Source organism: Paenibacillus glycanilyticus (assembly GCF_051200795.1).
GTDB classification, from domain to species: Bacteria; Bacillota; Bacilli; order Paenibacillales; family Paenibacillaceae; genus Pristimantibacillus; species Pristimantibacillus glycanilyticus.
This window is the reverse complement of record NZ_CP195155.1, coordinates 4,186,670-4,198,985: the sequence shown is the minus strand read 5'-3', so window position 1 is coordinate 4,198,985 and position 12,316 is coordinate 4,186,670. Positions and strand designations below refer to the sequence as shown.

At 52.2% G+C, this 12,316-nt stretch carries 13 protein-coding genes; 12 read left to right on the top strand and 1 reads right to left on the bottom strand.

Translation table 11 applies throughout. The annotated features are described in order from the left end of the window. The first annotated feature begins 18 nt into the window (after nt 1–18). Nucleotides 19–1,167, top strand: a complete 1,149-nt coding sequence (locus ACR9FF_RS19225; protein ID WP_435163785.1) for a class I SAM-dependent methyltransferase — start codon at nt 19–21, stop codon at nt 1,165–1,167. Between the two features lie 52 nt (nt 1,168–1,219). On the opposite strand, the gene ACR9FF_RS19220 is transcribed toward ACR9FF_RS19225, so the two are convergent. Continuing rightward, complete coding sequence (locus ACR9FF_RS19220; protein WP_015845478.1) at nt 1,220–1,456, bottom strand: DUF2626 domain-containing protein; 237 nt, start codon at nt 1,454–1,456, stop codon at nt 1,220–1,222. 266 nt (nt 1,457–1,722) lie between these two features. Between ACR9FF_RS19220 and ACR9FF_RS19215 the strand changes: the two genes are divergently transcribed. The 11 genes from ACR9FF_RS19215 (at nt 1,723) to ftsL (ending at nt 12,311) form a co-directional block, all read left to right on the top strand. Next, entirely contained in the window at nt 1,723–2,373 is a 651-nt protein-coding gene (locus ACR9FF_RS19215) for an RsfA family transcriptional regulator (RefSeq protein WP_127498522.1), read from the top strand. A 117-nt stretch (nt 2,374–2,490) separates the two neighbouring features. Continuing rightward, nucleotides 2,491–3,444 carry a ketopantoate reductase family protein gene (locus ACR9FF_RS19210; RefSeq protein ID WP_435163781.1) on the top strand — a complete coding sequence of 318 codons (954 nt, stop codon included), beginning with the start codon at nt 2,491–2,493 and terminating at the stop codon, nt 3,442–3,444. A gap of 26 nt (nt 3,445–3,470) precedes the next feature. Next, nucleotides 3,471–3,866, top strand: coding sequence for a DUF3397 domain-containing protein (locus ACR9FF_RS19205; protein ID WP_015845475.1), 396 nt, complete (start codon nt 3,471–3,473; stop codon nt 3,864–3,866). Nucleotides 3,867–4,009: 143 nt separating this feature from the next. Continuing rightward, nucleotides 4,010–5,647, top strand: a complete 1,638-nt coding sequence (bshC, locus tag ACR9FF_RS19200; RefSeq protein WP_435163778.1) for a bacillithiol biosynthesis cysteine-adding enzyme BshC — start codon at nt 4,010–4,012, stop codon at nt 5,645–5,647. A 148-nt stretch (nt 5,648–5,795) separates the two neighbouring features. Continuing rightward, nucleotides 5,796–7,058: an adenosylhomocysteinase gene (locus ACR9FF_RS19195; protein WP_127498516.1), complete on the top strand. Its 1,263-nt coding sequence runs from the start codon at nt 5,796–5,798 to the stop codon at nt 7,056–7,058. Nucleotides 7,059–7,156: 98 nt separating this feature from the next. Next, nucleotides 7,157–8,350 carry an ornithine--oxo-acid transaminase gene (locus tag ACR9FF_RS19190; RefSeq protein WP_435163775.1) on the top strand — a complete coding sequence of 398 codons (1,194 nt, stop codon included), beginning with the start codon at nt 7,157–7,159 and terminating at the stop codon, nt 8,348–8,350. Next, complete coding sequence (gene rocF, locus ACR9FF_RS19185; protein WP_435163772.1) at nt 8,347–9,240, top strand: arginase; 894 nt, start codon at nt 8,347–8,349, stop codon at nt 9,238–9,240. Before ACR9FF_RS19190 ends, rocF begins: the two co-directional genes overlap by 4 nt. A gap of 78 nt (nt 9,241–9,318) precedes the next feature. Beyond that, the gene (locus ACR9FF_RS19180) at nt 9,319–10,356 is read left to right on the top strand and encodes a DUF4349 domain-containing protein (protein ID WP_435163769.1); all 1,038 of its coding nucleotides are present in this window, start codon (nt 9,319–9,321) and stop codon (nt 10,354–10,356) included. A 130-nt stretch (nt 10,357–10,486) separates the two neighbouring features. Then, nucleotides 10,487–10,924, top strand: a complete 438-nt coding sequence (gene mraZ, locus ACR9FF_RS19175) for a division/cell wall cluster transcriptional repressor MraZ (protein ID WP_127498507.1) — start codon at nt 10,487–10,489, stop codon at nt 10,922–10,924. A gap of 30 nt (nt 10,925–10,954) precedes the next feature. Continuing rightward, nucleotides 10,955–11,905 carry a 16S rRNA (cytosine(1402)-N(4))-methyltransferase RsmH gene (rsmH, locus tag ACR9FF_RS19170; RefSeq protein WP_201001450.1) on the top strand — a complete coding sequence of 317 codons (951 nt, stop codon included), beginning with the start codon at nt 10,955–10,957 and terminating at the stop codon, nt 11,903–11,905. A 19-nt stretch (nt 11,906–11,924) separates the two neighbouring features. Beyond that, nucleotides 11,925–12,311: a cell division protein FtsL gene (ftsL, locus tag ACR9FF_RS19165; RefSeq protein WP_127498503.1), complete on the top strand. Its 387-nt coding sequence runs from the start codon at nt 11,925–11,927 to the stop codon at nt 12,309–12,311. Nucleotides 12,312–12,316: the final 5 nt, after the last annotated feature.

Here is a 12,316-nt window from a genome sequence, read left to right as displayed (position 1 = left end):
TAAGCGGGAGATGAGCAGGTGAAAATAGGCAAAAAATCGTTAATCCGCCGGATTTCGGAGCAGATCGCCGAGATGCCTGCGGTCGGCTGGCGGGAGGGCAGCAGGGACACTCCAGGCCTTCGCTGCATGACGTTCAAACAATATATGAGTTTATGTTTATATGACAAGCAGGACGGTTATTACCGCTCAGGACCTGTGCGAATAGGGCGGGAAGGCGATTTTTACACCAGCTCTGCCGTAGGTGCAGTAATGGCGCATTGCTTGACGAATTACGTGTGGGACTACGCCGTCCAAGCAGCCGGAGGCCGTATTCAGCTTGTGGAATGGGGAGCGGGCACGGGGCGGCTTACGATGCAAATCCAAGAAGCCTGGCGGGCTCGAGCAGAATACTGTTCCGATCTTCAATGCCGGCCTGTCCTGGTCGAAGATCATCCGGGCCACCTGGAAGAAGCGAAGCGTACTATCGGCTCTGATACGGCGCTATTCCTGTCTTCTGACGAAGCGCTGCAGGGCGGGGGGCTCTGGCAGGAGCTTCCTGCGGTTGTGCTCGCCAACGAGCTGCTGGATGCCTTTCCGGTGAATCGGGTGACGGTGGAGCAAGGAAAGCTTGTTGAGCTTGGCGTAGCCGGAAATGCGGAGGATGGCTTTTACGAGGTGCGTATGCCGCTCTCGGATGAACGGATCGTTGCTGCGTTGCAAAAGGGCGGTATCCGGCTAACGGAAGGTCAGCAGACGGAGGTTAATCTGGGTGCGGAGCAATGGCTTGCAAGTATGGCCGATGTGCTGGGAGAAGGGCGTGTCATTATCATTGATTACGGTCATGAGGCGGAGGAATATACGGCAAGTCACCGGATGAAGGGGACCTTGCTGTGCTATTCGGATCATATCGCTTCCGACGAGCCGTACCTTCGGATCGGAGAGCAGGATATAACGGCGCATGTGCCGTTCACGCCGCTCCGCCATGCCGCTGAAGCCGGGGGATGGCGAATTGCCTATTACGGAACCCAGAAGCAGTTTCTTATTGATCACGGAGCTTTGGGGCTCCTGCAAAATCATTCGGATACCGACCCTTTCGGCCAAGCGGCCAAAATGAACCGGGCGGTGCGCCAGCTGCTCCTGAGCGACGGAATGAGCGAGACGTTTAAAGTGCTTGTGCTGGATAAATGAGAAAAGGTGCCGCTCCACAAGGAGCTGCACCTTTTTTTGTCGTTCGCAAACTTTAGAATGGGTTGCCCATTTTGAATACGGTCCAGTAAGTAAAGCCTACAAACGAAATTGCCATATATCCCCAGAACATGAGTATGTATGTTCGTTCGCTAAATTTGAGATAACCCAGGAAAACGAAAGCTACCGCTTGTGCAAAAAACAGAAGTGCGAATTCAGTCATGTGACCTGCGAAGGCCATCAAGCCGATCACAAGAGTCCAAAAACCGAGTACCCGATACATGCGTGCCATGAAACCATCCCCCCTTCGCTCTGACCCGAATTTCTATTGTACATTATAACGGTTGAATTTGGCAGTGTAAACAAGCAAGTACGAACAAAATCAACTATTTTGTGTAAATTGAAAGCGTTACGATACCAGTTTGCTCGTTAATCGGATGAATTATGTATGAGCTTTTTGAAATTTGGTTATACAAATTAGTATCCGATAGATTCTATGAACTCTACCAAGGGCATAGAGATAAAGTAAGCGCCTTTACGTAAGGAGGTTTTGGTCGCATGACAGCAGTCAGACAAGATGCGTGGAGTCCCGACGACGATCTCATACTCGCCGAAGTTACACTACGCCATATTCGCGAAGGTAGTACCCAGCTAGCGGCTTTTGAAGAGGTAGGGGAACGTATAGGACGGACTTCGGCGGCTTGCGGATTCCGCTGGAACAGCTGTGTCCGCAAACGTTATGAAGAAGCGATTCAAATCGCCAAGCAGCAGCGCCAGAAGCGCAATTATTTGAAAAAACAGGCGATTGTCGCAACCCCGCATGTCTCTTCTATTGCCGTTTACGATGCAGAAGAAAGAGCATTTAGTGCTAATGCGGTAACGACGGAAGAAGGTTTATCCGTTGATTCCATTATTCGTTTTCTTAGACAGTTCAAGACCACTTATCAGGACGTAAGCCGTCAAATCAAATCCTTCGAGAAAGAGCTGAAGGAAAAAGATGATGAAATTGATCGTTTGCGCGAAGAGAATGAGAGATTGTCTAGAGAAGTAAATAATGTTCAAACCGATTACCGGGCCGTCAATGATGATTATAAAACATTGATTCAGATTATGGACCGGGCACGCCGTCTGGCGGTGTTGACGCATGAAGAGGAAGCAAAGCCTCGCTTTAAAATGGATGCAAACGGAAATTTGGAACGAATTGAATAGGTGAATGCCCCGCCGGCGATGAACGGCGGGGTGTTCGCTTTTTAGCCTGAAACAAGTATGCTATATATACGAGCATACTTTTTTTATGCCCAATACTTCCGAAGTGGTGATCCGAGTTTGAAGATACATATAGTTGGAGGCGGAGCGATTGGTCTCCTGCATGCCGGTCTGCTGGCTCAGACGGGGCAAGAGGTTACGGTATGGACACGAACGGATAAGCAGGCTGAGCGGCTCCGGGAGGAAGGCATCAGACTGGAAACGCTGGATGGGGATGCCAGGGATATTCCGGTGAACAGTTATTCTCTTGCCAGCCTTCAGGCCTGTACAAAAGGACAAGCCGGAGACGGTGCCGAGCAATCCCCGGCCTGGATCCTATTGACGGTTAAGCAAAGCCATATCGACGAGCCGCTATTGAATCAGCTTCAGCTGCTAAGCAGCGGGAAAACGGCGATATTGTGCCTTCAGAACGGAATCGGTCACATGGACAAGCTGTCGGCGGCTCTTCCCCGTGCGCTTCTCTATGCGGGCGTAACGTCTGTTGGAGCAAGGCGGCTCGATGACGCTCGCCATGTTTGGCACACGGGGGACGGTCCTTTATGGTTTGGAGCGTATGCGGAGGACAAAAAGGACGATAATCTCCAAATTTTGTTGCTAAATATACTGAAATCGGCAGGATTCCATGCGGGTTTGTCGAATGAGATGAAGGACATGATTTACCAAAAGCTGCTTATTAATGCGGTTATTAATCCGCTTACGGCGATTTATGATACGACTAACGGAGAGCTGCCGCAGCATCCGTCAAGGCTGAAGCTGATGAGAGCCTTGTTCGAGGAAACCTCGGCGATTCTTACGGCAGACGGGATGAAGTCAAGCGATAACGGATGGCAGCTTGTGATGCGGGTATGCGAGGCTACGGCGGCTAACGTCTCGTCTATGCTGAGTGACGTGAGGGCAGGGCGGCAGACGGAAATCGACTGGATAAACGGCGGTGTTTCCGGGCTCGCAAGACGTTTGGGCATAGCCTCGCCGTTCAATGATGCCGTAACGACACTCGTGAAGCAGCTCCGTTAAGAAAAACGAGGGAAGGTGCGAATGACATGGGCTTTTTATGGGACAGCATAAAATATGTCTACGCCTATTTGGCAGTCATACCTGTCATTCCGTTTCTTCTGGTTTATTTCGGGTATGGCATGTTTTCGGACGATAGAAAAAAAGCGTTCCAGCTGGCGATGGATGTTACGACCGCGCTTCTGATCGGATGCGTGGCCGTATTGTTCGATTCCATCTTTAACAGTTCCTTCGGACTGTATGCTATAATTCTTTTTATGCTGCTCGGCGGAGGATTGCTGGGCAATATGCAGTTCCGCAAACGCGGGAACGTAAACGTGAAGCGGGTGTTCCGCGCCGTATGGCGACTGGGATTTTTTACGATGAGCATGGCGTACCTGCTGCTGATGTTTATCGCGATCGGACAAAAAATCTTTTCCGCGTAAGAAATCGAGGGCCTGTAACCAAGAGGTTTCGGGTCTTTTTTCTTTTGACGTGCGGCTTATCCTTTGTGTACAATCAAATTGTTGCTTGAATGGTTACAGTTTTATAAAACTATATGATTGATTTGGGAGGAACTGGCTGCGCTATGAATACGGAACATTATGACTTGCCAAGCGCCCAGCCTTTAACAGAGGCTTATATACATCGAACGGACGCAAATATCGAATCGCTGTACGGCTATCATGCCGGACGCGAGCAGGATTGGGCAGTGCGCCTGAAGAAGCTGGAGGAGCTTTCGGGCAGCCGGGCGAACCCGGCGGAATTAGCCGAGGTGCTTCGCCAATACAACAGCCCGTATACAACGCCGGAGGTGGACGCTTCCATCCGCGCTATCGCGGAAGGCGCGCCGGTTATCATTGGCGGGCAGCAAGCCGGCTTGTGGTCAGGAGCTCTGCTCGTGATACATAAGGCGGTCTCCATCGTCAGCGGGGCTAAATGGACTTCCGAGAAGCTGGGCCGCACGGTTGTGCCGGTTTTCTGGATTGCCGGCGAGGATCACGATTGGGATGAAGCAAATCATACGTTCGTGCTGAATGCGGAGCAAGAGCTGCGCAAGCTGATCGTGCAGCGTCCGGAAGGCCCGAGAACTTCCGTAAGCCGTACGGCTGTTGAAACGGACAGCTGGAACGCGATGCTCGAGGAGCTCGAGCAGACGCTCCCTCATTCGGACTTTAAGCCTGGACTGCTTGAGCAGCTAAGGCAAATTGCAGATCAATCCCGGTCGTTATCGGACATGTTTGCCGGAATTCTGTCCTTTTTGTTCGGCAAGGAAGGCCTCGTTCTTCTAGATGCTGATGATCCAAAGCTCCGTAAAATCGAAGCGCCGATGTTCCGCCGCATGATCGAGGAGAACGATGAGCTCGAATCAGCGTATAAATCCGCGGCGGAGAAAGTGAAATCGCTTGGTTACCAGCTTCAGGCGGATGTCGTGGAGGGCAGCGCGAACCTGTTTGTGTTTAACCCGGCGAACGGGGACGAGCGGACGCTGCTGCACAAGCGCGGCGGGCAGTTCCAGGACCGGAAGGCGACGGCTTTCTGGACGAAAGAGCAGCTGCTTCAACTGGCGGACGAACAGCCTTCCCAGCTTAGCAACAACGTGCTTACAAGGCCGATTATGCAGGATTATTTGTTCCCGGTGCTTGGTACCGTTTTGGGCCCGGGCGAAATCGCGTATTGGGCATTAACCGGCGAAGCTTTCCGTAAGCTGGGAATGGAAATGCCGATTATTGTGCCGAGAATGTCCTTTACCCTGGTAGAAGGTACCATTGCGAAGCATATGATGAAATACGAACTGTCCTTCGAGGATGTGGCGAAGCGTTTCGAAGCCCGTAAGCAAGCGTGGCTGTCCGAGCAGGACCAGCTTTCCATCGAAGAGCGGTTCCAAGACGTGAAGCAGTCGTTTGTCGCGATGTACGGACCGCTGCTTGAGCTTGCCGGTTCCATTCAGCCAGGTCTTCTGAAGCTGGGCGAGACGAACCGCCAGAAGATTGTCGAGCAGATTGAGTATTTGGAAGCCAAAACGAAGGATGCATTTAATAAGCAATACGACGCGTCGATACGTCAGCTCGACCGCATTGCGCTTTCGCTCTGGCCAAGCGGCAAACCGCAGGAGAGAGTGATCAACATGTCCGGCTATTGGAACCGTTACGGCTCCGCATGGCTGGAGAAGCTGCTTGAGCTTCCGTTCAGTCCGACAGGCGGACATCAGCTCGTCTATTTGTGAGGTGAGTAAACCTTTCTCGAGGCAATTCGAAGATGGGCGACCTCGTATAGAGGTAGGTTTAATCGCCAAATAGAACTTCGGTTTTCGATTGTCGTGAACCATGTAAGTTCTATTGTGGTAAGAATGTTGTAGGAGGCTATTAAAAAGCATGAGTACATTGGAAAACAGCATTATCCGCGATATCGCCCTTGCTCCGGAAGGGCATTTGAAAATTGACTGGGCAAGCGCTCATATGCCGGTCTTGAACCGGATCCGCGAGCAGTTCGAGCAGGATCTGCCCTTTAAAGGCCTGAAGGTAACCATTTCCCTCCATCTGGAAGCGAAAACGGCCTATCTCGCGAAGGTCGTCAAAGCAGGCGGCGCGGACGTAACGATTACGGGCAGCAACCCGCTGTCCACGCAGGACGATATTTGCGCGGCACTGGTGGAAGACGGCATTACGGTATTCGCCAAATACAACCCGGAGCCGGAAGAGTATAAGGAGCTGCTTATCAAATCGCTTGAGTCCAAGCCGGATCTCATTATCGATGACGGCGGCGACCTGGTTACGATTCTGCATACCGAACGCCCGGATCTCCGCGAGAATCTTCGCGGCGGCGCGGAGGAAACAACGACGGGAATTATCCGTCTGAAGGCGATGGAGAAGGAAGGCACGCTGAGCTTCCCGATGGTTGCCGTAAACGACGCTTATTGCAAATATTTGTTCGACAACCGCTACGGTACCGGCCAATCCGTCTTTGACGGCATTAACCGGACGACGAACCTGGTTGTGGCAGGCAAAACGGTAGTCGTGGTCGGCTACGGCTGGTGCGGTAAAGGCGTTGCCATGCGCGCCAAAGGACTAGGCGCGAACGTGGTCGTAACCGAAGTGGATGCGATCAAAGCGGTTGAGGCTTACATGGACGGCTTTACGGTTCTTCCGATGTCGGAAGCGGCAAAAGTTGGCGAATTGTTTATTACGGTAACGGGGAATAAAGATTGTATCCGCGCCGAACACTACGAAGTTATGAAAAATGGCGCGATTCTTTCGAACGCCGGCCACTTCGACGTGGAGTTCAACAAGCCGGAGCTTGCGGCCATGTCGACGGATATCCGTACCGTTCGCCGCAATATCGAAGAATACAAGCTGAAGGACGGCCGCAGCATCTATGTGCTGGCTGAAGGACGTCTCGTTAACCTGGCTGCAGGCGACGGGCATCCGGCGGAGATTATGGATACAACGTTTGCCCTCCAGGCACTTGGCCTTCGATACGTGAACGAGCAATATGCGAATATCGGCAAAAAAGTCGTAAACGTACCTTACGAGCTTGACGAGCAGGTAGCGCGCTTCAAGCTGGATTCGCTGAACATCAGCATCGATAAGCTTACGCCGGAGCAGGTTACTTATCTCGACAGCTGGAAAGAAGAATAAATGAATGCAAAAGGACGCGCCCTCTGGCGCGTTCTTTTTTTTGCGGTCATGGGACTTGCGGCAATCACCGTACAATGAAACAAGGGGGGATTGCGCAAATGAAAAGCTCCGTTGACACGATACGTCTCATGGATCGCTTCGGTGCACGCAACTATAGTCCGCTTCCTGTTGTAATCGAGAAGGCAGAAGGAGTGTGGGTGGAAGACCCGGAAGGCCGTCGTTACATGGATATGCTCAGCGCTTATTCCGCGCTGAACCATGGCCACCGGCATCCCGCAATCATTCGGGCGCTTAAAGAGCAGGCGGATAAGGTGACGTTGACTTCTAGAGCCTTCCATAGCGAGCAGCTTGGCCAGTTATCCAAGAAGCTGGCGGAATTTACGGGCAAGAGCAAAATTCTTGCGATGAACACGGGCGCCGAAGCGGTGGAAACGGCGCTAAAGGCTGCGCGGCGCTGGGCTTACCGGATTAAAGGAATCCCTTCCGGTCAAGCCGAGATCATCGTCTGCGAAGGTAATTTTCACGGCCGGACCATTACGATTACTTCGTTTTCCTCCGAGGCTCAATACCGCGCCGGCTTTGGGCCTTTTACGCCGGGATTTAAAATTATCCCTTACGGAGATGCCGAAGCGCTTGCCAATGCGATAACGCCAAATACGGCAGCTTTTCTTGTGGAACCGATTCAAGGCGAAGCCGGCGTTGTCGTGCCGCCCGACGGATATTTGAAGCAAGCCTTTGAATTATGCAGTCAGCACAATGTATTGTTTATGGCCGATGAGATACAGACGGGCTTTGGCCGGACGGGCAAGAGGTTTGCCTGCGACTGGGAAGGCGTCGTTCCGGATGTGTATATATTGGGGAAGGCGCTTGGCGGAGGCGTTCTGCCTATCTCGGCCGTTGCGGCCGGGGATGATGTGCTTGGGCTGTTCGAGCCGGGCTCGCACGGCTCAACCTTTGGCGGCAATCCGCTGGCATGTGCGGTAGCGTTAGCCGCGCTTGCGGTGATCGAGGACGAAAAGCTGGCTGAACGGTCGGAACAGCTTGGCCAGTATTTCAAACAATCCCTGGAATCGATACGGCACGAGGATATTATCGAGGTTAGGGGTAGAGGTTTATTTATCGGGATGCAGTTGTCTGTCCAAGCGAGGGCCTACTGCGAAGCTTTATTCCAGATTGGGCTGCTATGCAAGGAAACCCACGAGACGGCCATCCGCTTCGCTCCGCCGCTGGTTATAACGAAGGATGAGCTGGACTGGGCGCTGGAGCGGATTAAGGAAGTGTTTCAAATATGAATAAGCTGACTTTGCTATCCGTTCCCTTTGGCCTTGGCGCCGGAACCCCCGGCAGCGAGCGAGCACCCGGCCATATCTATCAGCTTGGCCTTTTTCAAATGCTGCAGCAGCATGGCTGCACGATTAATAAGCTAAAGGATGTTATTAACGCGGGAATGCCTTCTCCCGTTATTCAGGTCCCGATGAACCATTCCGATGAAGTTATCAGGACGGGAATGGCATTGGCTCGGGCAGTAAAGGAGGTTGTAGCTGCCGGACAATTTCCTTTCGTTCTTGGCGGGGATCATAGTCTGGCAATGGGAACGTTAGCAGGATTGACCTCGCATTACAAGAAGCTTGGCGTCATATGGATTGACGCGCATGCCGATATGAACACGGAATTAACCAGCCCTTCCGGCAACATGCACGGTATCCCGCTCGCCGTCGCCCAAGGAAGGGCACAGCTGTCTTTATCCCACTTATTGCCGGGAGCGGGTACAATCGCTCCCGGCAATATTGTCCTTATCGGAGCGCGGGATCTGGATCCTGCCGAGGAAGCGTTTATCCAGGCGGAGGGAATTTCTTGTTTCCGCATGGACGACATTAGACGGCTGGGCATTCATGCGGTAATTAGCGAAGCGCTTCGTATGGCGGGAGACGCGGCGGACGGCATCCATCTCAGCTTTGATATCGACAGCGTGGATCCTTCCGAAGCTCCGGGGACGGGTACTCCGGTACAGGGCGGTTTAACCGCGGACGAAGCGCGTGAGGCTATCCGCCTGTTAGGCATATCCAAACGCATGACCTCCGCCGAATTCGTCGAGGTGAATCCTCTGCTTGATCATAGGGATCAGACCTCCTTGCTGGCAATGGAGCTAATTGCGCTATTTTTAAGCAGCATGAAAAGTTAGGTTGTATTTCCTCCCTCGTGCAACCTTTCCAAATCCTGTTCGTCTAGGACGGTGAATCATGGAAAAGGGGGAGTAAAGATGCGAATAAAAAAATACGGGTATACGTTCTTGCTCATGATTACGGCGATTGCACTGTTTCTTGGAGGTTGTTCAACAGGAAGCAGCAACATGAACTCGGCGGCATCAACGGCGAACAGCGGGGCGGTTGTCAATAGCCAGTCCTCGGATGCCAAGGCGGAGGTCAATTCGGAGCTCGCGGCAGGCTCTGCCGAAGCGCCTGCCGCGGCGGTAGGCGGTGAAGCGGGCGGCGGGTCCATCGGAGAGATTGCCGCTGACGGCACGGAAGCGGGCTTGAATCAAAAACTGATCTACAAAGCGAATTTAACGATAGAAGCCGTTGATTTCGATAAGGCGGCAACGGCACTCCGCAACACCATTCACCAGTCAGGCGGTTATATTTTGCAATTCCAGGATGGGCAGTACAACGGCGAGAAGAGCTCCACCTATACCATTAAAGTGCCGGCGGCAGGCTTTATGGATTTTATTGACCGCCTTAACGGTATCGAGCATAAGAAATTTGAGAGGCAGATCAGCGGAACGGACGTGACGGAGGAGTATGTGGACCTGCAGTCGCGTCTGAAAGCGCAGCAGGTGGTGGAGGAGAGGCTGCTTGCTTTTATGGATAAAGCAACAAAAGCGGATGATCTGGTGAAGTTTTCGGAGCAGCTTGCAACGGTTCAGGAGAACATCGAGCGATTGAAGGGGCGAATCCGTTACCTGGATAACAACGTTTCTTATTCGACGGTTGAGCTCAGGCTTTATCAGCCAGACGCGAAGTCGGATACGCTGTCGGTGGAAGACGGTCTTGGCGATAAAATGTCCAAAGCCTTGCAAGACAGCGTAAACGCCATGATCACCGTCCTTCAGGGGCTGCTTGTTTTTGTTGCCGGTGCTCTGCCGATTCTATTGCTGCTTGTTATTATCGGGCTTCCGGTATACTGGCTGCGCGGCAAATTCCGCTCCAGACCGAAATATCAGACTCCGTCAAGAAACCCTATGGTCCCTCCGGTCAAAGAAGAGGATCAGGAAGAAGATTCGAATAAGCCAAACGGTTAATCATATGAATTATTTTTCAAAAATCCTGCTCATGGAGCAGGATTTTTATTTTAGGTGGCGAACTAGTCTATCTTAGTGGGGAAAAGTGGTGCGAAGTGGAGGATATGGGGGAAGGGGTGGGGCGCATCTCATGTTTATGGGTGAATATCAACATACCATTGATGAGAAGGGCCGCATTATTATTCCTTCTAAGTTCCGGGAGTCGCTAGGCGCCACCTTTATCGCAACCCGCGGATTAGACAACTGCTTGTTCGTTTACCCTATGAGCGAGTGGAGCGTGCTGGAGCAGAAGCTGAAGTCACTGCCTCTCATGAAGTCGGATGCCCGCGCGTTTACCCGGTTTTTCTTTTCCGGGGCAACGGAATGCGAGCTCGACAAACAGGGAAGGGTAAACATACCAGCCCACCTTCGCGAATACGCGAAATTGGATAAGGATTGTATGGTGCTTGGCGTATCTAGCCGCGTCGAGATCTGGAGCAAATCGACGTGGGAAGGCTATTACGAGCAGTCCGAGCAGGCGTTCAACGAAATCGCGGAGAAATTGGTCGATTTCGACTTCAACTTCTAGAGTAAACAACAAGAATGGGAGGATGTTAGCGTGTTTCAGCATATTACAGTGCTATTGGAAGAGGCGGTTGACGGACTGGCGATCAAGCCGGACGGCATATACGTCGACTGTACGCTTGGCGGCGCAGGTCATAGTGAAAAAATTGTGTCCCAGCTGAGCGGTGGAGGGCGTTTGATCGCATTTGACCAGGATGATGCTGCGCTGGATAACGCACGCGTAAGGCTTGCTCCCTATATGGATAGAGTAACGCTAGTCAAGAGCAATTTTCGTTATTTGGAAGAAATGCTTCTCACGTGTGATGTTCCAACGGTAGACGGTGTCCCTCAGGTCGACGGCATATTGTTCGATCTTGGCGTTTCCAGCCCACAACTGGATGAGGCGGAGCGCGGCTTCAGCTACAACCATGATGCTCCTCTCGATATGAGGATGGATCAGGGTGGAGCCTTGACGGCCTACGATATCGTAAACGGCTGGGAAGAACGGGAGATCTCTCGAATTCTGCATGTGTACGGCGAAGAGAAATTCGCCAGATCGATCGCACGCAAAATTGTACAGGCCCGCGAGAATGCGCCGATCGAAACAACCGGCGAGCTGGCTGAACTGGTCAAAACCGGCATTCCGGCTGCAGCAAGACGGACTGGCGGTCATCCGGCCAAGCGTTCCTTCCAGGCTCTCCGTATTGCCGTAAATGACGAGCTCGGCGCCGAGGAAGACGCATTGGAACAAGCGGTGAAATGCGTTGGCCCAGGCGGCAGGATATCCGTTATTACTTTCCATTCATTAGAGGATCGCATCTGCAAGCAATTATTTGCGAGTTATGTTGAAAAATGCACTTGTCCGCCGGATTTCCCGAAATGTGTATGCGGCGGCACAGGAAAGCTTCGGTTAGTGAACCGCAAGCCGATTGTTCCGACAGAGCAGGAATTGGAAGTTAACCCTCGCTCTCGCTCGGCCAAGCTGCGTGTCGCAGAAAAATTGTAGGTTAGAGGGGGTTCTTTCATTGGCTTATATCAACGGCAATTTGGCCATGCAGCCAAAGCGCAAGCCGGATCAGCGGACGGTCGTCCGCGAGACGAAACGGATGGTTGTGAAGCGCAAGTCGATTCCGGTTCAAGAGAAACTGCTGTACATGTTTACGGTCGTTTTTTGCGTAATCGTACTTGGAGTCATTGTAAATCAATACGCGAAAAACTATGATATGCGCGTCCAAATCAAGCAAATGAAAACGCAATACGCAACGATGAACATTGATATGAAAGAGTTGCAGAAGCAAGTAGAAATGCTTAACGATCCGGAGAGGATCCGCAAAATGGCAGAAACGCAAGGCATGGCGAGCACCGAACAGCCGGACATCATGGTAAATACACAATCCGCCAAGTCGGAATAGGTGAC

What these genes read in the sequence shown, in the direction of transcription:
- ACR9FF_RS19220 (WP_015845478.1), bottom strand. Translation starts at nt 1,456, where the DNA reads ATGGCACGCATGTATCGGGTACTCGGTTTTTGGACTCTTGTGATCGGC.
- ACR9FF_RS19215 (WP_127498522.1), top strand. Translation starts at nt 1,723, where the DNA reads ATGACAGCAGTCAGACAAGATGCGTGGAGTCCCGACGACGATCTCATA.
- ACR9FF_RS19205 (WP_015845475.1), top strand. Translation starts at nt 3,471, where the DNA reads ATGGGCTTTTTATGGGACAGCATAAAATATGTCTACGCCTATTTGGCA.
- bshC (WP_435163778.1), top strand. Translation starts at nt 4,010, where the DNA reads ATGAATACGGAACATTATGACTTGCCAAGCGCCCAGCCTTTAACAGAG.
- ACR9FF_RS19195 (WP_127498516.1), top strand. Translation starts at nt 5,796, where the DNA reads ATGAGTACATTGGAAAACAGCATTATCCGCGATATCGCCCTTGCTCCG.
- ACR9FF_RS19190 (WP_435163775.1), top strand. Translation starts at nt 7,157, where the DNA reads ATGAAAAGCTCCGTTGACACGATACGTCTCATGGATCGCTTCGGTGCA.
- rocF (WP_435163772.1), top strand. Translation starts at nt 8,347, where the DNA reads ATGAATAAGCTGACTTTGCTATCCGTTCCCTTTGGCCTTGGCGCCGGA.
- ACR9FF_RS19180 (WP_435163769.1), top strand. Translation starts at nt 9,319, where the DNA reads ATGCGAATAAAAAAATACGGGTATACGTTCTTGCTCATGATTACGGCG.
- mraZ (WP_127498507.1), top strand. Translation starts at nt 10,487, where the DNA reads ATGTTTATGGGTGAATATCAACATACCATTGATGAGAAGGGCCGCATT.